Origin of the sequence: Asaia lannensis NBRC 102526 (genome assembly GCF_024054035.1) — a bacterium.
Classification (GTDB): Bacteria; Pseudomonadota; Alphaproteobacteria; order Acetobacterales; family Acetobacteraceae; genus Asaia; species Asaia lannensis.
On record NZ_JAMXQU010000005.1, the window covers coordinates 93,972 to 115,685 of the forward strand.

Sequence of the window (21,714 nt, forward strand, 5' to 3'; positions counted from 1 at the left end):
TCATGGTGTCGTTCTCGCGCAGGCTGGCTGCCTTTTCACTCGCCACGACGCTGCTCGCCGGATGCACGGTCGGGCCGTCGTACAAACCCGACCGCATGAAGCTGCCCGATGGCTTTGTCGAGACCGATCATGCCGCCACGGCGGACGAGATTGCGCAGACCGAGTCCGAGATGAAAGAGTGGTGGGGGCAGTATAACGATCCGCTGCTGAACAAGCTTGTCGCTCAGGCCATCAAGGGCAATTACGATCTTCTGATTGCCGATCAGCGGATCATTGCCGGACGGGCCATGCGTGAAGAGGCGGCCTCCGCCTGGTATCCGCAGCTCGATGCCAATGCTGGCGGTGGAACGAACCGCTATTCGCTCAATATCGATAACTGGCCGATACGCCCCGGCAATCCTCAGAACAGGCCTCAGGCCTCGGTGCTGACCTATGGGGCGCAGGCCAGCTGGGAGATTGATGCTTTCGGTCGTATCCGGCGTGAAGTCGAGGCGAGCGAACGCGCGATCGATGTCAGTATCGAAGACCGCCGCACGACCCTGATGACACTGCTTTCAGATCTGGTTCGGGCCTATATCTCGCTGCGCGGTGCGCAGCTGCGTCTGTCAATTGCGCAGGCCAATGTGAAGAACGCCCAGAACGAAGTCGATTTGACCAAGCGCCTCTATCTGGAGGGGATCGGCAATACGCTTCAGATCGCGCAGGCGCAGAGCGAACTCGATAGTGAAACGGCATCGCTCGAACCGCTCCAGGCACAGGTCGATACGCTGAGCCACGGGGTCAGCGTTCTTCTTGGCGACATGCCCGGCGATCTCAAGGCCGAGCTGGAAGCCTTGCCCAACGGGACGGCTTCTTTGCCTGTCATGCCACGTTTTCCTGCAACGCTTCCCTCGATCGTTGTGGCAAACCGGCCCGACATACGTGCTGCAGAGCGCAGCTATGCCGAAGCAACGGCCCGTATCGGTGTGGCTGTCGCGCAGCTCTATCCCAAATTTTCCATACCTCTGAACTTCAATCCAAATGCCTCGGCCATGTACCAGGCGTTTCAGGTGAACGCGATGAGCTGGTCTTTCATGATGCTGGCGACACTGCCCATCATGCATGGTGGGCGCTTTACCTCACAGGTGGTCGAGGCGCGCGCACGTGCCGAGGCAAGCCGGCTGACCTATCGCAAGACGGTTCTCAATGCGTTCCGCGAGGTGGAAGATGCCATGACGTCCTGGCTCCACAACGATCACTATGTGGCCCAGCTTCATCAGGCCTCGATCGATAGTGGCCTTGCGGCGGATCGTGCCAGACGCCTGTATGCAGCAGGTCTGACCGATTATCTGAATGTTCTGACCACGCAGCGCACGCTTCTTGGTGCGCAGGATCGCGAAGCCGTGGCCCGCACGGCCCGCCTGCACGATACCGTAGCGCTTTATACGGCCATGGGCGCTGGCTGGCAGGGCATGGCCCTGCGCGATACGTCCTTGCCGATCGAGGCTGCCAAGCAGAGCATTCTGGCCAAGGCATTTTCGCGCTAGGGCGCATAGCCGATCCGTTTATGTGGCGAAGCCTGCTTATGGTCTCTTGATTTACGCAGATCTGTCACAACATAAAACTCATGATTTCTGTAGTATTCACGATAAACAAGGGGAAACCGGCGTGAAAGATCCTTATGCAGCGCTTGGCCTGACGCGTGGCGCGACGGATAAGGAAATCCGAAGTGCCTATCGCAAGCTCGCCAAAGAGCACCATCCCGACCACAATCCGAACAATAAAAAAGCCGAAGAGGCCTTCAAGGCCGTCGGTGCGGCCTACGCCATTCTGGGCGACAAGGAAAAGCGCGCCCGCTTCGACCGGGGCGAGATCGACGCGGAGGGCAATGAACGCGGCCCCTTCGGCGGTGGTGGGTTCGGTGGCGGCCAGGGTTTCCATGGTCAGGGCCCCGGTGGTGGACCGGGTGGAGCCCAGTTCAGTCAGGAAGATCTCGGGGCCTTTTTCTCGGATATGTTCAGCGGCGGTGGGACCGGTGCCGATTTCGGCAATGGGCCTTTCAACGGGCGTCGACGCTCGCGTCGCGGCGCCGATCGTTCCTACACGCTGACTGTTTCGTTCGAGGACTCGGTTCTGGGAACGACCAGTCGCGTGACGTTGCCGGAAGCGGGCACGGTCGAGGTCAAGATCCCGGCGGGGATCGAAGACGGGCAGACGCTGCGCCTTGCTGGCAAGGGTGCACCGGGTGTGGGTGAAAACGCACCTGCAGGCGATGCGCTGATCACCATCTCGGTTACGCCAAGCTCGGTCTATACCCGGGACGGGCGCGATCTCAGGGCGAGCGTGCCGGTCGATCTGGAAACGGCCATTCTGGGTGGAAAGATCGTCGTCCCGACTCCCAAAGGGCAGGTGACCATGAAGGTGCCTCCCCATTCAGATACGGGTACCGTATTGCGTCTTGGTGGGCGCGGTGTTGCCGAGCATGGCAAACACAAGGCCGGTAATCTTTACGTCACCCTCCAGGTCAAGATCGGCAAGGTCGATCCCAAGCTTGAAGCGTTTTTTGCCGAAAAGCGTGAGGCAGAGACAGCCAAAGAAGCACAGGACGCGTGATGATGGTGCGTCGCGCGGGCTTCTTCGACTGGAAGATGATCTTCACGCGTGAGGTGCTCGGGGCAATGGTGGCCATGCTCTCCACCGCCCTCCTCGTAGCTCTTTGCTATGGCGGAATGAGAATCTCGGGGATCTGGTCAGGACTTTAGGCTTTCCATCACGGGGGAGTGTGATATCTCCGGGCGATCGAACTGACTCCTGACCCCGGAACCCCTTCATGAGCGCATCTTCTCTCCCGGAGCTTCCGACGCGACGACAGGCCTTCTCGGTCGTGTTCGCGATCGAGCTGTGGGAACGCTTCGGCTATTACGGCATGCAGGCCGTTCTCACCCTCTATCTGGTCCAGCGTCTGGGGCTGAGCGATGTGGCTGCCAATGTCATGATCGCGGCTTTCGTCGGTCTGACCTATATTACCCCGGTTCTTGGCGGCTTTGCGGGTGACCGCATATTGGGGCCACGCCGTACCATGCTGATGGGCGCGTTCGCTCTCGTTTTCGGCTATGCGGCTCTGGCGCTGGCAGACCAGCACCGCTCCCTGCTTTTTCTGGCCATGGCGCTGATTTCGGCAGGTAACGGCCTGTTCAAACCCAACGCCGCCAATCTGGTACGACGCATCTATGAAGGGGACGATGCCGCGCTGGATGCTGCGTTCACCATCTACTACATGTCGGTGAATGTCGGCTCGACCGTCTCGATGCTCATCACCCCTCTGCTTCAGGACAAATACGGCCCGGCCAGTGCCTTCCTGACCTGTTCGGGCGGTCTCGTTGTGGGGCTTTTCTATTATTTCTGGCGTCGCCGCTGGATCCACCATGCCGGATCGGCACTCGATCAGGGTCCGTTTCAGCTCAAGCCGTTCCTGATCGTTCTGGGCGGTTTTTTCCTGACCGTCCTCATCCTCACCGGTATTATCGCCAGCCCGGGCATTGCAAGGCTTTGCGTCTGGGCTGCAAGCCTTGCCATTGCATTCCTGTGGGGGCGGCTCTACCTGCGCTCGGGCGCTGCGGCACGTCCCGGGCTGCGTCTGACCTTTCTGCTTTGCCTCGAAAGCATGGCCTATCTGATTTTCTATCAGCAGATGATGACTTCGCTGACCCTGTTTGCGCTGCGTGCTGTCGATGGGGATCTGCGTATCGGCGGCGTGACACTGGTGCATCTGAGCGCCGGCCAGTTCCAGGCGCTTAACCCGATCTGGATCATGCTGGCGAGCCCGTTCCTTGCCGCTCTGTACAACCGTCTCGCGGCGCAGGGGCGCGATCTGTCTCTGGCACACAAGATGGTTCTGGGCTTCGGTCTTGTCACGATCGGCTTTCTGATCTGGTGGATCGCAGCAGCCCATGCACAACCCCTCGTCTCTGCCTGGGTCATGGTGCTCGGTTACGGTCTTATCTCTGTGGCCGAACTGCTTACCATGGCGCTCGGTCTGGCCATTATCGCGCGTTACACGGCGGCAGAGAGCAGTGGTTTCATGATGGGCTCGCTTTACCTGCTCTGGGGTATCGCGATGTATGCGGGTAGTCTGGTTGCGAATTTCGCTGCGGCGACCGGCACGCCGGCCACAGGGGCTGCAGCGGCTGCGCTCTATGTTCCGTTGTTCCGCGATCTGTTTCTGGCCGGACTTGTCCTCACTGGCCTTCTTGTCTGCCTGCTGCCGCTGGCGAAGCGCTGGGATCGTGAGCATGTGCGCGCCACCGGGGCGCAGATCGGCCCCGACGTCCGTCCGGCCATGCCAGCCGAAATGGAAGGCTGATTTTCATCCGGGCAGTCCGATAACGCAGTCTGCCTGGACGCATATACCGCGAAAGACGGACAGGTTCGTCCCAAAGCGGGTTAACCGAGGCGCGTGCTGAGCCTGTGACGGCCTGTGATAAGCAGAAACCCCAAGACAGTGCTTCTGTCCTCACGTGTTTTGCCAACTCCCCCGTAAGATGCCTATGATCCTTCTGTTCAGAATGAGCCTGTTCAGAAGGACGACATCATGAAGCCGAATTCCCGCCTAGCTTTTGCCGGTCTTGCTCTTATGGCCGGTACCGCAGTGCTTCCCTGCCTGCCCGCACTCGGGCCGGCCCCCCCGGCGCTTATTGCCTCAGCCAATGCGGCCAGCGCGCCCGCTGCCGATGCGCCTTTGACGCTCAAGGTTCTGAAAGTCGAGGGAAACAAGGCAATCCCGACCGATGAGATCATGGCTGCACTGCCCTATCATGTTGGCGATACGGTCACGCGCGATCAGCTCGATGCCGGTGTGCAGAAAGTGGCAGATCTCTACAAAGCCAAGAATATGGGCGCCAAATTCAGCGAGAAGGAACGCTTCGTCAAGAACACGGTGCAGTTCTATCTCGTGATCGAGGAGCAGGCACCGGAACAGGCTGCAGCACCTGCGCCATTCGTGCTCGACAAGGTGGAATTCACGGGCAACAAGAAAGTGCCAACCGCCGAACTCGAAGCAGCAACGAAACTGCGCCCGGGTGCGACGGTCACAGCCGAGGCGGCCAGTGCAGACACCGTGGCAATCCAGAAAGTCTATCAGAAGCACGATCTGGGTGTGCAGATCCAGCCAGTGGCCACACAGCCCAACCACGACAATCATGTGGTTCTGACGTACCAGATCACCGAGAAATAAGAGAGATCCCGTCAGAACGGAGAGCTGGTCTCCGTTCTGACCCCTGTTCTGACAGAGTTACACGCCTCAAGCTATCCTTCGAGTGCGCGAAAAAACGCATCGTCGAGACGAACCGGTTCTAGCGTTGAAGGTAGATAGAGCGGGTGTTCAGGTCGTCCGCCCTTGCTCAGTCTCAGCACTGATAATTCTATTCCTGCACGGTGCAGAAGCAGGGCAACCTGATTGCCGCGCTGTCGCAAGGAAGGGTGCGTGGGCGAACCATAAGCCAGAACGACCTTATCTGCTGCCTTGGCCATGTCGAGCAGGGCTGCATCGTTGCCCGGACCTGACGGGTCTTCCACCTCAAGCAGGCGTCGCTGATCGGTGCAGCGATACCCGAAGCTGTTACCAACGAACATCGACCCGTAGCCCCACGCGCGTGCATAGCGGTGGCATTTGGCGACTGTGCGGTCGTCGCCATATTCGGTCGCGACAGACGGGTTCATCATCAGCCACATGACGCAGGGGAGGGCAGGGTCCCACACACGGTGCAGACGATAGCGGTAACATTCGCCCGGTCCGTCATAGATGGCTGTGCTTTTGACGTCGTCTTGCAGGCGAAGAGGGCGGGATGCGCCAACATGATGGCGTGTCGAGCGTTCGGTCATGTCAGACTGTCCGGCCCGTCAATGGGCCGGGAAACCTCATTTCTTCCGGTTTTTCATAGTGTCTGTCTTGAATGTCTGGAGCGCTGCCAGAGATTTCTCGACATGATTACCCGGTGATTCGGAACTGATCGTCGCAATGATCTGTCCCTCAGGGGCGATGACATAGGTCACGCGCTGGGCGATATCGAGCATGGGCATTTTTGCGTCGTAAAGCCGCGTGACCTTGCCGTCGGTATCGGAAGCGACCGGAAACTGACCCTTGATCTGACTGACCGAGAAATCGTCGAGCTTGTGGATGTTGTCCATGGACACGCCGATGACGGTCGCACCAAGTGCTGTGAAACGGGGTATGGCATCGGCAAAGCCATGAGCCTCGGCAGTGCAGCCCTTGGTGAAGGCTGCCGGGTAGAAATACAGCACCACCGGCCCCTTTTTGAGAGCATCACGCAGGGTGTAGCTCATTTCATGCCCATCTTGCGTGGCAGGAAGCGTGAAATCGGGGGCTTCGCTCCCCTGTTTCAGCGCAGCATGGGCTGCGGGTGCAGAGGCAAGCAGGAAGGCGGCCAGAAAACCGGCCACAGGAGCGAAGGAAAGACGACGGGGCATGGAAGACTCCGCAGAGATCAGGGTCAGAACGATGATCCCGGAGAGACGACCACGCAGGGCGTGTCGCGGCCCATCTTCCGGCAGGCAGCCACGGCATTGTCATGTGAAAGATTGACGAGACGAGCCCTGTAAAGATGGGCCCGTCCTGATTGCACCGTAGACACCTGACTACGCGCGCCCGTCAGCGAAGTTCCGGCATGATTCTGGGCCTGCGCCACTGCGCGTGTGGCCTGCACGGCGGAGTTGTAGGCTCCGACCTGGATTGCCCAGTTGCCCGGTGTGATCGCCGGCGCAGAGCGGGCGATCTGACGCGCAGGACGTGGCGTCATGACGGCAAGAACGGGTTCTGCCGAAAGGCTTCGCCCCACCGGGATCGGCTGAACGGGGGCACGCCCTGCCCAGGCCTGCGCCACATTATCGGGTGAGGCCGGTGTGCTCACGCTTGCCATCTGGACGGGTGCCGGCGTCGGGGCAATCCCGCGCGCAGCCCATGCGGAGCTGACCGAGGCGCGGCTCGAAGCCGGGGCTTCGGCCACCTGCATATCCTGCTGGTCTGCAGTATAGGTCGCGCTCTGGGCCTGTTTGCGCCAGGCGGCACGCACAGAAGCCGTCTCGCTATCGTTCTGGGCAACCATGGTTGCAGCCGAAGGATCGTGCTGCGAGACAAGAAGGTCGGCGGCGGAGCGATTGCGCGGCCATACGCCTGCGATCTGTGGGCCGACATGGGCTACATAACGCCGCGTTTCGCGTGGCAGCGCACGCCCGCGACGCAGATAGGAATCGAGGCTGCCCGGACCGTCATTATAGGCCGCAAGGAAGCCGGGCGAGCCGTAGATATCGTACATCTGCCGGATATAGGCCGTCCCCGCCATGATATTGTCATGCGGGTCGTAGGCGTCGTCGCCCAGACTGTACTGCGTGCGCATGTCGTCATAGGTGGGCGGCATGAGCTGCATCAGTCCCATCGCGCCCGGGGCGGATGTGGTGAACTGACCGTTTCGGTCATAAAGACGGCCACCCGATTCCTGCATGATGACCGAGCGGATCCAGACGCTCGGCACATCGAAACGCTGCGAGGCCTCCTCGATATAAGGTCCCCAGGGGTCTTCCGGCGGACCGGGCGGAGCGTAATAGGATTTCGCATGCTGGCGATAATCGGCAGCTTCCTGCGCGACGGGCATTTGCGGACGCTGCGGCGTGGTGGCGCAGGCTGCCAGGAGCGCCGTTGCTCCCGTGATCAGGAGCATTCTCGTGGGGGGTATTCCCGCAGAACGAGACCGGCCGGATTCTTGTTGTCCGGATTGGATGGTCGAATGACGGGAAGGAGCCATGATGGGTTTCACCTGATGCAACCGAGCGTGATCCGTAATCTGGGGCAGGAATAAGGCAAAACTACGGAGCGTGGCGCCGGAAAGATAGCCAAAAATTGCAGTCTTCCGATCTTCCGTAGACGATGGCGGCCTCTGCCGGTTTGCTCTGCTGCGCGGGAGTCACGGCTGACCTGCATCGGACGAGGGCAATACTGGTGCAGTTGCACTGGCGCAGTTGCGAAAAAAGGGCTTATCCGCTAGGCGAATTGACCTGAGCGTTCCGGTTTGCGGCGCCTGCCCGATGACAGACAACCTGGAAAGCCCCGGAGGGACATGAGTCAGAGTCGATATGCCCTTGCGTGGCAGGATATTGTTCTGGGATTGCGCTCATGGCGTCTTGCCGCAACGCTTGGATGGACGGATATCCGTTTGCGTTATCGCGGCTCGGTGCTGGGGCCGTTCTGGCTCACGCTGTCGGCTCTGATCATGGTGGCTTCAATGGGCGTGATCTATGCCCGTCTGTTCCATATGGTTCTGCGCGATTATCTGCCCTTTCTCTCGCTTTCCATGGCCTTGTGGCAGGTCGGGCTGGCAAGCCTTTTACAGGAATCCTGCACCTGTTTCGTCGATGCAGAAGCGACCATCCATGCGATGAAGCTTCCCTATACCGTGCAGGCAATCAGGCTGCTTGTGCGCAACATGATTGTCTTTGCGCATAGCATTATCGTGCCAATCGGTGTTTTCGTGCTTTATGGCGTCTGGCCTGGGCTCATCAGTCTGGCCGCGCTTCCCGGTCTTCTGCTGTGGGTCCTCAACGGTTATGCGGCCTGTCTGCTGCTTGGACCGTTCTGTGCCAGATTCCGCGACATTACTCCTGTTGTGGCGGCCTTCATGCAGATTGCCTTTTACGTTACGCCCATCATCTGGCAGCCCGGCCAGCTCGGGCCGCGTGCGCGCTATCTGCTGCTCAACCCGTTTTATGACATGATGGAGCTCGTGCGCGGCCCGATCCTGGGGCATCTGCCCAGCCCGCTGATGATCGCCATTGCCTGCGCGGTCAGTGCGGTCTGGTGTGGACTTGGCTTCATGACATTTGCCAGAACGCGCGCGCGTCTGGCTTTCTGGGTCTGAGTGCGATGTCTTCCATCACCCTTGAGGATTACTCTCTGGTTTACCCCATGTTTCATGGGAGTGCGCGGTCGTTCAAAAAGAGCCTGTTCAAGGGCGTGCGTGAGAAACTGACGAACCGTCAGGCCGTGGGCGGAAGTATTGTGAGCCAGGCAGATACGACTGTGGTCGTGGCGCTCGATCATGTGAGCCTCTCGATTGCGTCGGGTGAACGTGTCGGACTGATCGGTCATAATGGTGCCGGCAAATCGACACTGCTGCGTGCGCTCGCCGGTATCTACGAATCACCGCTGGGGACAATGCAGGTCGAGGGGCAGGTCCACGCCCTGCTCAGCCCTCAGGCCGGTATGAATACCGATCTCACAGGGCGCGAGAATATCACGCTATATGGCCGTATTCTTGGCCTGTCCGACAAACAGACAAAGATCCTTGAGAGCGACGTGGAGCAGTTCGCCGAGCTCGGCGCATTTCTGGACCTGCCAGTGCGTCACTATTCATCGGGTATGGCGATACGCCTTGGCTTCGGTCTTGCCACGGCACCACGCCCGGAGGTCCTGCTCATGGATGAATGGTTCATGGCGGGAGACAGTCATTTTCAGGAGAAGGCACGCGAACGTTTGACGCGGCTGATCGAATGCGTGCGTATTCTGGTCGTCACGTCGCATTCCATGCCCATATTACGCCAGTGGTGCACACGTATCATCTGGATGGAAGGGGGACGCATCCGTATGGACGGCCCCACCGACCAGATTATCGACGCCTATGAGGCCGCCGGACAGGGCTGACCCTCAGCCCTTGAAAATACCGGTTATCGATGAGAGCAGGGCAAGCGCCTCCGCCCGCGGGCGCTGGAACGTGTTGCGTCCGATGATCGATCCGAAACCGCCACCTGCCTTGATACCGCGGATGGTATCGAGCAGCGCGTCGGTGCTTTCATGCTCTCCGCCAGAGAAGATGACGATACGACGCCCTGCAAAGGTCGACTGCACCACATGGCGCACACGCGCCTCCATGGTGGATATATCGATCTTCTCGTCCAGATAGACTTTTTTCGCTGCCGGAAGGGACAGAACATCGGTGGGTGGCTTGACCTTGATGATATGGGCACCGCACTCCGCCGCCATATGGGCGGCATAGGCGCAGATATCGATGGCGGTTTCACCGGCCTTGTCCAGCATCGGACCGCGCGGATAACTCCAGACGATCACCACCAGCCCGGCCGCCTTGGCCTCCTGAGCGAGTTCGCGCAGTTCGTTCATCTGGTCGAAGCAGTATTCGCTACCCGGATAGATCGTGAACCCGATGGCCGAACACCCCAGTCGCAACGCATCTGCAACCGTGCCTGTCACAGCCTGGTTCTTTTCGGTCGCGAGGGAGTTCGAACTGTTGCATTTCAGGATAAGAGGAAGCTGACCGGCAAAGGTCGAGGCGCCAGCTTCGAGCATGCCAATAGGGGCTGCAAAAGCGTTCAGACCCGCCTCAATTGCAAGCGAGAAATGGTAATGCGGGTCATAAGCCGGAGGATTGGCAGCAAAGGAACGCGCCGGTCCATGTTCGAAACCCTGATCGACTGGCAGAATGACGAGCTTGCCCGTACCGGCCAGAACACCTGTGTTCATCAGGCGCACCAGATTGGCTTTGGTGCCGGGGTTGTCGGACTCGTAGTTGTCGAGAATGGCTTTGACCTGAGGGGTAAGCGACATGAAACGCTCCTTGTTTTACGGTCGTCCCTCCGGTTTCTCGCCAAAGGGCTTCGATCACACCGTTCCTTAACTGTTGCACAGCGTGTCCGTTTCTTTCGAACTGGGAACTATCCTTCACAGATAGGATAGGTGGTTCGTGAGTGGGATCCCTCTTTCCGCTGCAGCGTTCCTTTGCGGATGATCCACAGATTGTCCGAGAGGATCGGGATCGGTGTCCGCCATCACAGAAGTGGCGGGCGCAATCCGGGCAAGCGTCCGGGCATAAGCGTGGAAAAGGGCAGGAGGAGCCGTCATGCAGTATTCAGGCCGGATTGCCGGCACTCGGACGAGGCGTGGCCTGGCGTTGCTCCCTTTGCTTGGGGCATCTGTTTTCACTGTTGCCGCTTATGCGGAGCCAGTTGCATTCACCCATATGCGTGTCATCGACGGAACGGGAGCAAAAGCCCGCACCGGTATGACGATGGTTGTCGACCACGGCCAGATCGTGTCTCTGGGTCCCGATACGCCCAGGGGGGCAGGAATTCCCGAGACCATGAAAACGATCGATCTTGCCGGCAAGACGATCATGCCGGCCCTTGTGAGCGATCATAGTCACGTCGGTCTCGTAAATGGGATGAAGGCCGCATCGGCCAATTATACACGCGCAAATATTCTGGCTGCTCTGGACCAGTATGCACGCTACGGTGTGCTCACTGTTACCTCGCTCGGCCTGAACAAATCGCCGCTATTCGATCAGCTCAGGCGCGAGCAGCATCAGGGAACCAATTCCGGCGCTGACCTGTTCGGCGTGGATCAGGGCATCGGCGCGCCCGGCGGTATGCCGCCTGAAGCAATGATCGATCATATGGGCCGGGACCAGATTTTTCGCCCCTCGACGCCTCAGGAGGCAAGGCAGGCAGTCGATCGCATGGCCGATGAAGGGACCGATTTCGTTAAAATCTGGCTCGACGACCTGCGTCTGACAAACCCTGGAAAGCCCCCTCTACCGCTTTTGGGGGCGCCCGTCTGGCAGGCTGCGATCATGGAGGCGCACAGGCGTCATCTGCGTGTTGCCGTGCATATCCACGATCTCGATCTGGCGCATATGGCGCTTCAGCATGGCGCAGATATTCTGGCGCATGGTGTTCGGGACAAGCCGGTGGACCAGACCCTGATCACCCAGCTCAGAACGACAGGAGCCTGGTATATCCCGACGCTCGCGCTCGATGAATCGACCTATTATTTCGCTGAGCATCCTGAAACGCTCACGCAGCCCGTCGCCCGCAATGCCATGTCACCCGCTCTGCGCGAGACGGTTGCCCGCGAGGACTGGCGCAGGGAGACACGCGCAAAACCCGCGACAGAGGCGGCACACAGGGCGCTGCTGATGAATGAGCATAACGTTCTGGCGCTCTACAAGGCCGGTGTGAATATCGGTTTCGGTACGGATTCCGGTGCCACGCCGCTGCGTCTGCCCGGCTTTGCCGAACATCGCGAACTTGTGCTTCTGGTCGCATCCGGTCTCACCCCTTTGCAGGCCATCAATCTCGCTACCCAGAAGGCAGCGCTCCTGCTTGGCTTGCAGGATCGTGGGGTCATTGCGCCAGGTAAGCGTGCGGATTTTCTCGTCATTGACGGTGCGCCGGATCGCACCATATCAGATGTCGATCTGATTTCTCAGGTCTGGCAGCGCGGCAAGCCTGTCTCGGACGGATCCGTCACCAAAGGGCCGACATTATGAACCGTCATTTCAAGTCGCTCGTTGCAGTATTGCTGCTCGCTTCTCCATCGGTTGCCATGGCACGGCAGGGGCCGGTTGCCTCACCCCGCTATGCTGACGGAACCGGGAACAGCATGATCGATCAGCTGAACTCCTCGCAGCTCAACAATAATTACAAGGGCCCATATTATCACAGGGGCGAGGCACCGCCGCCCTTCCGACCTGTTCAGGTCGCTCCTCCGCCACCGCCTCCGCCTCCGCCACTGGTGCGTCATCATAGGCATCGCCCGCATCCTGTCCCACCGGGTGTGCCCCAACCGGTCATGCAGCCGGGCGGGCCGCATTAAGGCAGATTACCTTGGTCGATGCCGTCATCCTTGCGGGTGGTCGAGGGAGCAGGCTTGGCGGATGCACCAAGTCCCTGCTTCCGTTGGGAGATGGTACGCTTCTTGCGGAGATCATCAGGCGGCTGGCCCGGCAAACCGATGCTCTCGCCATTGCGGCACGCAAAGAGCAGGTGGAACTCTCAGCCTTCGGTCTGCCTGTCCTGCTGGATCGTCAGACTGACCGTGGCCCCCTTTCAGGTATTCTCTCAGCGCTCGAATGGGCAGCAGGGCGTGGCAGGCAGAAAGTCCTTACCGTAGCGGGCGACACTCCGTTTCTTCCCTGTGATCTCGTGACGCGTCTTGGTCGGGTGCCCGCCTGTGCACAAAGCAATGAGCGTATCCATCCTCTGATCGCGTTGTGGCCTGTTTCAGGCCTGACTCTACTACGAGAGATACTCGAAAAAGCAGCGCTATCCGGGGATCGCCATGGTTTGGCCGTGCGTCCCTTTGCATCGGCCCTCGGTATGAGAACCGTCATTTTTGACGCAACGTCTCATGACCCTTTCTTCAACGTCAATACGCGCGAGGATCTGTCGAGGCTGGCCGAGGATCCTCGCGCAGCGATGACTGTTTCCTGAGCCTGCCTCTGGTCACAGTTCACCGCGGTCACATTTCAGTTGATAGCAGACCGAATTCACGCATGGCGGGAACGAAATTCTCGTTTTCATGCTTCGAGCGGGCGAGTTTGACGAGAGCGAAACGGCGTAGCGGGTTCAGGGCCTGCCATGAATCGCATGACGGCGGATCGACATGATCGCTGGTGGCCTGGGCTATGACGCATTCTGGCACCGCGCCCGCGTCCTGCCACAGCGCATCGTCGTGCTTCACCAGTTCCTTTACCGGCTCGTCGCAGTGACGTTCGATCAGAGCAACAAGCGTATCGCGATAAACGTGCTGCTGTTCGGGCGTCGTACAGGGCAGATCGAGCAGAACACGACGCTGATCGGCGCCGATCTGGCTCCATTGCCGCAGGCTCATTTTTATTCTGACCAGATCCAGCTTGAGCCGGACACACATGGGAATGCAGCGTAGCGTCCCTGCGAAATCCTGTTCGAAAGCAAAAAGAACGTTATGGGCAGGCACATTCATGTCGACAGCATCTCGACGGTCTCCGGTCTTATCAGGCGGTGTCCACCGCAGAATACGGCGAGGCGGTCCGGTCGGGCATTGCCGATCAGGGTCATATCTGCCCGACGGGCAATCTGTATGGCGCGATCTGTCGGTGACGAGATGGCCACGAGGGTCGATATCCCGATGGTAAGAGCCTTCTCGACCATCTCATATGAGCAGCGGCTCGTCAGCAGGCAAAATCCGCGTCCCGGGTCGCGGGGCGACTGGCTCAGTACGCCGATCAGTTTGTCGAGCGCATTATGGCGTCCCACATCCTCGCGCACATAGTGGATTTCTCCATCCGGCGCCGCCCATGCCGCGGCATGCACCATATGAACCTGACGGTTGAGGACCTGATGTTCGGGGAGAGCCCTGAGGGCCTTGCGTATGGCCGCGACCGGAATGGAATGGGCAGGCAGGATCGGCGTGGCGCTGGCAATATCCTCAAGTGAGGTCACACCACAAAGGCCACAGGAGCTTCCGCCAGTCAGAAGACGCTGACCGCGACGGATCAGACGGCTGAAATCAGCCCCTGAAATACGAATATGCGCGCATAACTCGTCATGCTGGCGTTCGATATGACAGGAAATCAGATCGGCCGGACTGGCTATGATCTTTTCGGTGAGCACGAAGCCCAGCACGAAATCATGCAGGTCGAGCGGCGTGACCATCATGACGGCATGAATATGGAATTCGTTGAAAATCAGCTTCAGAGGAATTTCCTCGGCAATGCCGAGTTCGATCCGCTCCTGCATGCCTTCGGTTCCGATCTCGATGGCATGACGCAGAACATGGGCGGTAACGAGACTGTCTGGTCTTGTCGTCATGACGCTCCCTCCGGCGACAGAACGGGTGACTTTGCAAGAACGGGTGGTTGTGCAGGGCAGATAACGCGCACGGGGATCGATTTGGCTGCCGGTGTCCCGCTGATCTCGTCAAAATGATTGAGTGGCAGAAGCGGGTTCAGCTCGGGATAATATCCGGCAATCGCGCCTCTGGGCATGGGGTAGGCGACCGCAACCAGATCATCCACGCGCCTTTTATGACCGTCTGTCGATATCGTTTCGAGACTGACGACCATCTCCTGTACGATTCCGCGTGCTTCCATATCCTCGTCATTCATGAACACGACCATGCGTGTATTGAAAATCCCGCGATAGCGGTCGTTCATGCTGTAGATCGTGGTGTTGAACTGGTCGTGCGAGCGTATGGTCGACAGACGCAGCATGTCAGGATCGTCCACCCGGTCATCGACCGCGAGCCCGGGGAAGAGAAGAAACTGGGCCTTGCCGCTAGGCGTTTTCCACACGCGTCTACGGGGTGGAATATCGAGGTGAAAGCCCTGGGGGTTACGTATCCTCGCGTTGAAATCGGCATAGATTTCTGGATAAACGGCTGCGATCCTGTCGCGGATCAGGCCGTAATCCGTAGGGTAGAGGGCCCATGGGATCGTGCTTTCAGGCAGCGTGGCCTGCGCCATGCCGCAGACGATCGCCACTTCGGAAAGCAGGTGGGGACTTGCCGGCTCCAGCACGCCGCGCGAAGCCGTCACCGTCGACATGGCATCCTCGATGGTCACGAACTGCTCGCCCGTGGCCTGACGGTCGATCTCGGAGCGGGCAACGACAGGCAGGATCAGCGCATCGCGCCCATGCACGATATGGCCTCGATTCAGCTTGGTCGCGATACCGACCGTCAGGTCGAGCCGACGCATGGCCTCATAGGCGCGTGGGGTGTCGGGAATGGCATGGACGAAATTGCCACCCATGCCGATGAACACACGCGCTGTTCCTGCAAGCATCGCTTCGACAGAATCAACAGCATGATGGCCGTGGGCGCGCGGCGGCTCAAAGCCGAAGACATCACGCAGACGGTCGAGATAGGCCTGTGTCGGCTTTTCATCGATCCCGACCGTGCGGTCGCCCTGCACGTTCGAATGCCCGCGTATCGGTGCAATACCAGCGCCCTTCTTGCCGAAATTGCCACGTAGCATCAGAAAGGCCGCGATCTGCTGGATCATTCTGGCGCCCTGCTGATGCTGGGTAATGCCCATGCCGAAGCAGACGATCGTGGCGTTGGATCGCGCGTAGATCGAAGCGGCACGCTCAATCTGTTCTCGCCCTATGCCGGACAGTCGTTCGATCTCGGCCCAGTCATGCTGCATGACTTCATCACGCAGGGCGACGAAGCCCTCTGTGTGTGTGGCAATGAAATCGTGGTCGAGCACGGACTCGCCTGCTGCGTCGCGCGCAAAAAGGGCTTTCATCATGCCCTTGAAAAAGGCGAGATCGCCCCCGATCCGGATATGAACGAATTCGGTGGCGATGGCGGTCGAGCCGCCGGTTGCCATCTGCACGGGATCCTGCGGTTCGGTAAAGCGGATGAGGGCGCGTTCCGGCATGGGATTGACCACCACGATCGGCACGTTGCGTTTGCGCGCATGAGCCAGCAATCCCATCATGCGGGGCGAATTGGTGCCGGTATTCTGCCCCACGATGAAAATGGCCTCGGCATGATCGAAGTCGTTCATCACGACTGTGCCCTTGCCGATCCCTATGGCACCGGGCAGCCCGCGACTTGTGGGCTCGTGACACATGTTCGAGCAATCGGGAAAATTATTGGTGCCATACGCGCGCACGAACACCGAATAGAGGAAAGCGGCCTCGTTCGAGGTTCTGCCCGAAGTGTAGAACTCGGCCTGATCGGGTGACTCCAGACCGCGCAGATGCGTTCCGATCAGGGTGAAGGCATCCTCCCAGCTGCACGGAACGTAATGATCCGTCTGTGCATCGTATCGCATGGGCTCGGTCAGGCGCCCCTGGTCCTCAAGCCAGTAATCGCTCTGCTGCGCCAGGGCGCTTACGCTGTGCTCTGCGAAGAATGCCCGTGTCACGCGCTTTTTTGTGGCTTCGACCGCAAGCCCTTTCACGCCATTCTCGCAGAATTCGATCTTCTTGTGATGGGTCGGATCGGGAAAGGCGCAGCTTGGACATTTGAACCCGCCCGGCTGGTTCATGGAAAGCAGGGCACGCGATCCCTTGGTGACCACACTCTGTTCGAGCAGCGCCTTGGCCGTCGCTTTCAGCGCACCCCATCCCCCCGCAGGGTGATGATAGGGGCGATAGACGGTCTTGCGTTCGGACATCGGCAGGTCTCCGGTGGAAGGGGCGCCCAGCATAAACGCAGGATTCTTGCCAACGTCGGAATCCTCATCTCATTTCTGCGTGAGGATGCCTCTGTCTTGCCTGTGTGCCGCTGGCGTTCAGAAACTGCTGACCATCGAGAAGAAGGTCCCGCGTCGCTGGCCGTACTGCGCCTGTGTCACACCCACGCCGCTGCCATCCCGGATCTGGTAGCGGTGATCGAACAGATTGACCACATCGAGGCGTAGTTTGAGTGCGTGACCGACCGGAACATGGGTGAATGTATGCGCATAACCGATATTGAAAATCGCGTAGGAGGGCTGTTTGTCCAGATTGGCAAAGCCGCTGCGCAGGCCATAGCCATACAGAAAATCCAGATAGGCCATATCATGGGTGTTGCTATAGGAAACGCCAGCCGATGAGGTGAACTCGCCCTGGTGATCGAGCTGGATCCCGTGACGTCTGATATAATCCAGCTCGGCCACCTCGAACTGGTACTGCGCCGAATTGATATCCTTGGCCCAGGTTTTCACGAACGAGAAGTTCCCGTAGATCGACCAGCCGCCATGCCGCCATGAATTGCCGATTTCCGCGCCGTAGACACGTCCTTTCCTGTAGCTGAACGGTGCCAGGATCACGGCGCGGCCGAACTGCCCGAGATCGCCCTGGTCCCGCGCCCACTTGCCGAAAGCATCGAGGGTGATCTGATAGTCATGCGTGACATGCTGCAGGATACCGACATCGACATAATGCGATTTTTCAACACGCGTCGGTGTGTTGAGCATCGTCTCGGGTGCATTGGTCGTGCCGGCAAATTTTCGCAGGGTCGCGTCGGTTATGTACTGAGGCGAGGGAGGCGCAAAGTAACGCGAATAGCCGAAATGGACCGTCGTGCTAGGCGAGGCCTTCCAGACCATGTTCGCTCTTGGGCTCAACTGGCCTTCATTATGAAACGACGATGCAAATCGGTCGTAGCGCAGGCCGTAATTGAAGGTCAGCTTCGGCGTGATATGGAACTCGTCCTGGATATAGGCTCCGGCCTCCACAGCCCAGTTGCCGCCATGATCGATGATCCGTTTCGGATCGGTCGTGGCTTGTGCCCCATCCTCATCGACCGGAAAGGCCAGCGTATTCGTGTCCAGTCTTTCGGATGTATATTGTCCGAGCAGGCCGAAACGCAGGACATGATGGGGGGCGATGTCATAGGAATTATCGATCTGCAGGCCTCCCGTCGTGAAATCGTTCACCTCATGCTGTGAAATACCCGAAAAGGCGAGATCGCGATCCGGATCGTTGCGATAGCCTATGCGGCCGTAACGGAAATAGGGTGAGACCTGCAGATTCAGTTTTTCGGTGCTGCGTTGATAGGAAAGAACGGCGTAGTAATTCTGCTCGGTCTGACCGTCGCGTAAAAGGCGTGACTGTATGTCCGGATCGTCGGGCGCGATGGTGGAGGACTGATAGAGGATCGGCAGGGCTGTGGTGTTGGGCAGCTGAAAATCCGCATAGGATGCGCTGGTCAGAAAGCTCACACGGCTTTCATCGTCGATCTGATAGGCCAGATAACCGAACGCCTTCTCCTGCTGCGTGAAGTCATGCGTCGCACGAAAGGAGTTGGTGGGGTTTTCTATCCCCAGATCGTTGCGGTTGTAGGAGGCGGTGAGGAAGTAATCCCATTTCCCTTTCGATCCTCCGAGCTGCAGGGAAGGGATAAACGTGTTGTAGCTCCCGCCATAGAGCGAAAACTGATTGTTCCTGAGCGTATCGCCCGTTTTGGTTTTCACGTCGATCACCCCCGACGTGCGAAAGCCGAACTGTGCGGGCAGCGTGCCGGTCAGCAGGTCGACAGACTGGATGATACGGCTGTCCAGCTCCTGACCAAACCCGTTGAGACCTTCAGGCAGCAATACACCATTGACGCGATAGGTGAGCCCGCCATGCTCGCCGCGCACATGCACCTCGCCATAAGAGTCCATGACCACGCCCGGCAGACGCAGCAGGATCTGGCTGAATGCAGCATTCTCACCACCCGGTGTCACCTGTATCTGGCGCTGATCGATGCCATAGGACACGGCCCCGAGCCCCGGTGCGATACGCCCGCGTATCTGATCCATATGGGCAGTAACGGTAATTTCTTCGCGTTCCGGTTTCGGCTGCCTGACAATGCTGTCCGACGCAGCTTCGGTAGAAGTGCTCTTGGCGGGCTGCGCCGGGACTTTCGTTTCGGTCCACCCGGCTTGTTGCGCATGAGGGCTGGATTGTCCCGCTTTCGCATGGGCTTTTGGCCGGGCTGTTTCCTGCGTGGATCGACTGTCATTACGGTCTTTCGCTTCGCTGGCCTGGGCAGTGCCGGAAAGGAGGACGATCAGACCAGGTGCGAAAAACAGACCCGGAGCGAAAAACGCCGAGCAGAGGCTTCGGGCTGCAGTTTTATAGGGAATTGCTTCATTAAAACCTGAATGCTCTCTATCATAGCAAATGCTATATAAATGCTGCGAAGAAGACATGGTTCTGGCGGTACCTTTATGACGTTGAGAGATCTGTCGAGTGAAAAGGCGGTGTCGCGTGTGCTCAGCTGGCGAGCGTGTCGTAAAGCAGTTTGAAATTGAGAATGAGGATCAGACCTGCCACGCCCCATGAGAGGCATTGCATGGCAGGGCCGATTGTAAAGGCACCCATCTTGCGACGGTCCGAGACGAACATCACCAGGGGAATGACGGCGAAGGGCAATTGCAGCGACAGCACGACCTGGCTGAAGATCAGCAATGTGCCGACGCCATGATCGCCATAGAGCGCCGTCACAATCACGACGGGAATAATGGCAATGCCACGCGTGATGAGCCTGCGCGCCCAGTGGGGCAGGGTGAGATGCAAAAACCCTTCCATGACGATCTGCCCTGCGAGCGTGCCGGTCACGGTCGAATTCGTTCCCGCTGCGAGCAGCGCGATGGCAAACAGGGTCGAGGCAAGGCCCATCCCGAGAATGGGCGAGAGAAGGCGATAGGCATCTTCGATTTCGGCAACATCCCGATGGCCGGTCATATGAAAGGCAGCCGCAGCGACGATCAGAATGGCGGCATTGATGAAGAGGGCCAGCATGAGAGCGATCGTGCTGTCCAGCGTGGCCCAGCGCAGGGCCTCGCGCCGGCCCGGCTCTGTCCGCGGATAGGCGCGGGTCTGCACGATGGAGGAATGCAGGTAGAGGTTATGCGGCATGACCGTCGCGCCGATAATACCGATTGCGATATAGAGCATGGCAGGATTGGTGACGATTTCCATGCGCGGCACGAAGCCTTCGAGCATGGCCCCTATGGGGGGCGAGGCAGCGATCAGCTGCGCACCGAAACACAGGGCGATAATGGTGAGCAGGGCAATGATGAAGGCTTCGAGATAGCGAAAGCCCCTGTTCATTAGAAACAGCACGATCAAGGCATCGAACGCGGATATAAGCGCACCGACTAGCAGTGGAATATGAAACAGCAGCTGAAGCGCAACCGCCGTGCCGATAACTTCGGCCAGATCGCAGGCGATGATCGCAAGCTCGCATGTCAGCCAGAGCACCATCGTGACCGCAGGCGGAAAATGGTCCCTGCAGGCCTGCGCCAGATCGCGCCCTGTCACGATGCCCAGACGGGCTGCCAGAGCCTGTAGCAGGATCGCCATCAGATTGGAGATCATGATGACGGAGAGAAGCGTATAGCCGAACTGCGCTCCGCCCTGAAGATCGGTGGCCCAGTTGCCGGGATCCATATATCCGACGGCCACCATATAGCCGGGGCCGACAAAGGCCATGAAACGTTTGAACCAGCTCATGTCCTGCGTGCCGACCCGTACCGAGGCGAAGACCTCGGGCAGGCTGTTGCCCTCCGGTCCTACCGCGCGCACCAGCTTCCATCCTGCTGACTTCCCTGAATGGGGGGTGTCCTGGGATGGGTCGTTGTGCGTCGTGTCGTCAGGGCCGTTCAGTGGGCGGGTAGCATCGGAGAGAGACATGAGGGCACTGAAACCTAAGGCTCATAAATATGCAATATGCTATATTTATCAACTCACACGAGTTCCTGCAGATAACACGTAATTGAAGACCGGGTTCGTCTGGAAAGCCGGGGCGCGATAGATCGGAAGGAAGTTCCGGGCACGTTTCAGGCGCGCGCCACCAGGTCTGCGAGTCCTTGCCGTAGTGCGCGATCAAAGGCTTCGAGCGTTTCGTCGCTCACGTAATGCTCTATGCCCTCGGCATCGACGCGCACGGTGTCTTCGCTGATCCCCAGAGCGCGCAGAAAGCTCTCGACAATCTGGTGACGTTTCTTGGTCTGGTTTGCAATCTCCTGACCGCGCTCGGTCAGAAAGACGCCACGATAAGGCCGTCGATGCACATAGCCTTCATTGGCCAGTCTCGTTAGCATTTTCGCAACCGTGGGTTGTGAGACGCCCAGACGCGTTGCGATATCGACCTGGCGGGCCTCATGACCTTCGGCCAGAAGGTCGGCAATAAGCTCGACGTAATCCTCGATCAGCGCATTGCGACGGGCCTCGCGATTGAGGCGGAACCCTTCGGATTGCGTGTCGATATCGGGCAGGGTGGCCTCTCCGTAGCCCTTATGGGCCGGATTGCTCCCGTCCGTTCTTTTGATGCCGCCAGTCATGCCCGTGTCATTGCAGATAAGCCCGCCGACCTCAACTGTCATGATCGCAAGAGGAGCGCCATGCCGGGCAGTTTCGGACAGGGACATACGGTATGAGGAGGCTGTCGAAAGAATGTCCCGCAAGGCG

20 protein-coding genes are annotated in these 21,714 nt (G+C 59.0%); 10 read left to right on the plus strand and 10 right to left on the minus strand.

The genetic code is table 11. The features are described 5' to 3' along the window. Nucleotides 1–2 precede the first annotated feature (2 nt). The 5 genes from NF685_RS08545 to NF685_RS08565 all read left to right on the plus strand — a co-directional run bounded on the left by NF685_RS08545 (nucleotide 3) and on the right by NF685_RS08565 (nucleotide 5,212). Nucleotides 3–1,526 carry an efflux transporter outer membrane subunit gene (locus NF685_RS08545; RefSeq protein ID WP_252849316.1) on the plus strand — a complete coding sequence of 508 codons (1,524 nt, stop codon included), beginning with the start codon at nucleotides 3–5 and terminating at the stop codon, nucleotides 1,524–1,526. A gap of 121 nt (nucleotides 1,527–1,647) precedes the next feature. Further along, nucleotides 1,648–2,592 (plus strand): DnaJ C-terminal domain-containing protein, encoded by a 945-nt coding sequence (locus NF685_RS08550; RefSeq protein WP_252849317.1) that lies wholly within the window; start codon nucleotides 1,648–1,650, stop codon nucleotides 2,590–2,592. Continuing rightward, on the plus strand, nucleotides 2,592–2,741 hold the full coding sequence (locus NF685_RS08555; RefSeq protein WP_222548189.1) for a hypothetical protein: 150 nt from the start codon (nucleotides 2,592–2,594) through the stop codon (nucleotides 2,739–2,741). Before NF685_RS08550 ends, NF685_RS08555 begins: the two co-directional genes overlap by 1 nt. Before the next feature lie 68 nt (nucleotides 2,742–2,809). Next, nucleotides 2,810–4,342 (plus strand): peptide MFS transporter, encoded by a 1,533-nt coding sequence (locus NF685_RS08560; RefSeq protein WP_252849318.1) that lies wholly within the window; start codon nucleotides 2,810–2,812, stop codon nucleotides 4,340–4,342. A 228-nt stretch (nucleotides 4,343–4,570) separates the two neighbouring features. Further along, the gene (locus NF685_RS08565; protein ID WP_252849319.1) at nucleotides 4,571–5,212 is read left to right on the plus strand and encodes a POTRA domain-containing protein; all 642 of its coding nucleotides are present in this window, start codon (nucleotides 4,571–4,573) and stop codon (nucleotides 5,210–5,212) included. Nucleotides 5,213–5,283: 71 nt separating this feature from the next. On the opposite strand, the gene NF685_RS08570 is transcribed toward NF685_RS08565, so the two are convergent. Genes NF685_RS08570 through NF685_RS08580 form a run of 3 tightly spaced genes read right to left on the minus strand, consistent with a single transcriptional unit; the run spans nucleotide 5,284 to nucleotide 7,712 of the window. Beyond that, nucleotides 5,284–5,859 (minus strand): DUF1643 domain-containing protein, encoded by a 576-nt coding sequence (locus NF685_RS08570; RefSeq protein ID WP_252849320.1) that lies wholly within the window; start codon nucleotides 5,857–5,859, stop codon nucleotides 5,284–5,286. A 36-nt stretch (nucleotides 5,860–5,895) separates the two neighbouring features. Further along, nucleotides 5,896–6,465: a peroxiredoxin gene (locus NF685_RS08575; protein ID WP_252849321.1), complete on the minus strand. Its 570-nt coding sequence runs from the start codon at nucleotides 6,463–6,465 to the stop codon at nucleotides 5,896–5,898. Between the two features lie 23 nt (nucleotides 6,466–6,488). Then, a complete protein-coding gene (locus tag NF685_RS08580; RefSeq protein ID WP_252849322.1) occupies nucleotides 6,489–7,712 on the minus strand; it encodes a transglycosylase SLT domain-containing protein in 1,224 nt (407 codons plus the stop codon). A 396-nt stretch (nucleotides 7,713–8,108) separates the two neighbouring features. Here NF685_RS08580 and NF685_RS08585 point away from each other — a divergent pair, with 396 nt between their 5' ends. Further along, on the plus strand, nucleotides 8,109–8,906 hold the full coding sequence (locus NF685_RS08585; RefSeq protein ID WP_252849323.1) for an ABC transporter permease: 798 nt from the start codon (nucleotides 8,109–8,111) through the stop codon (nucleotides 8,904–8,906). A gap of 5 nt (nucleotides 8,907–8,911) precedes the next feature. Further along, nucleotides 8,912–9,688: an ABC transporter ATP-binding protein gene (locus NF685_RS08590; RefSeq protein WP_252849324.1), complete on the plus strand. Its 777-nt coding sequence runs from the start codon at nucleotides 8,912–8,914 to the stop codon at nucleotides 9,686–9,688. A gap of 3 nt (nucleotides 9,689–9,691) precedes the next feature. On the opposite strand, the gene NF685_RS08595 is transcribed toward NF685_RS08590, so the two are convergent. Next, nucleotides 9,692–10,606, minus strand: coding sequence for a class I fructose-bisphosphate aldolase (locus NF685_RS08595; protein ID WP_252849325.1), 915 nt, complete (start codon nucleotides 10,604–10,606; stop codon nucleotides 9,692–9,694). A gap of 292 nt (nucleotides 10,607–10,898) precedes the next feature. On the opposite strand from NF685_RS08595, the gene NF685_RS08600 reads away from it, so the two are divergent. Genes NF685_RS08600 through mobA form a run of 3 tightly spaced genes read left to right on the plus strand, consistent with a single transcriptional unit; the run spans nucleotide 10,899 to nucleotide 13,269 of the window. Continuing rightward, entirely contained in the window at nucleotides 10,899–12,326 is a 1,428-nt protein-coding gene (locus NF685_RS08600; RefSeq protein WP_252849326.1) for an amidohydrolase family protein, read from the plus strand. Continuing rightward, nucleotides 12,323–12,652: a hypothetical protein gene (locus NF685_RS08605; RefSeq protein WP_252849327.1), complete on the plus strand. Its 330-nt coding sequence runs from the start codon at nucleotides 12,323–12,325 to the stop codon at nucleotides 12,650–12,652. The genes NF685_RS08600 and NF685_RS08605 overlap by 4 nt, the downstream gene beginning before the upstream one ends. 11 nt (nucleotides 12,653–12,663) lie before the next feature. Then, on the plus strand, nucleotides 12,664–13,269 hold the full coding sequence (gene mobA, locus NF685_RS08610) for a molybdenum cofactor guanylyltransferase (RefSeq protein WP_252849328.1): 606 nt from the start codon (nucleotides 12,664–12,666) through the stop codon (nucleotides 13,267–13,269). Between the two features lie 28 nt (nucleotides 13,270–13,297). Here mobA and NF685_RS08615 read toward each other — a convergent pair whose 3' ends face one another. From NF685_RS08615 to mntR, 6 genes are all read right to left on the minus strand, one after another. Next, the gene (locus NF685_RS08615) at nucleotides 13,298–13,780 is read right to left on the minus strand and encodes a nitrate reductase associated protein (RefSeq protein ID WP_252849329.1); all 483 of its coding nucleotides are present in this window, start codon (nucleotides 13,778–13,780) and stop codon (nucleotides 13,298–13,300) included. Continuing rightward, the gene (fdhD, locus tag NF685_RS08620; RefSeq protein ID WP_252849330.1) at nucleotides 13,777–14,628 is read right to left on the minus strand and encodes a formate dehydrogenase accessory sulfurtransferase FdhD; all 852 of its coding nucleotides are present in this window, start codon (nucleotides 14,626–14,628) and stop codon (nucleotides 13,777–13,779) included. Before fdhD ends, NF685_RS08615 begins: the two co-directional genes overlap by 4 nt. Next, a complete protein-coding gene (locus NF685_RS08625; RefSeq protein ID WP_252849331.1) occupies nucleotides 14,625–16,946 on the minus strand; it encodes an FdhF/YdeP family oxidoreductase in 2,322 nt (773 codons plus the stop codon). Before NF685_RS08625 ends, fdhD begins: the two co-directional genes overlap by 4 nt. Nucleotides 16,947–17,063: 117 nt before the next feature. After that, nucleotides 17,064–19,451: a TonB-dependent receptor gene (locus tag NF685_RS08630; RefSeq protein WP_252849332.1), complete on the minus strand. Its 2,388-nt coding sequence runs from the start codon at nucleotides 19,449–19,451 to the stop codon at nucleotides 17,064–17,066. 64 nt (nucleotides 19,452–19,515) lie between these two features. After that, on the minus strand, nucleotides 19,516–20,937 hold the full coding sequence (locus NF685_RS08635; protein ID WP_252849333.1) for an Nramp family divalent metal transporter: 1,422 nt from the start codon (nucleotides 20,935–20,937) through the stop codon (nucleotides 19,516–19,518). A gap of 146 nt (nucleotides 20,938–21,083) precedes the next feature. Next, nucleotides 21,084–21,587 (minus strand): manganese-binding transcriptional regulator MntR, encoded by a 504-nt coding sequence (mntR, locus tag NF685_RS08640; RefSeq protein WP_222548575.1) that lies wholly within the window; start codon nucleotides 21,585–21,587, stop codon nucleotides 21,084–21,086. Nucleotides 21,588–21,714: the final 127 nt, after the last annotated feature.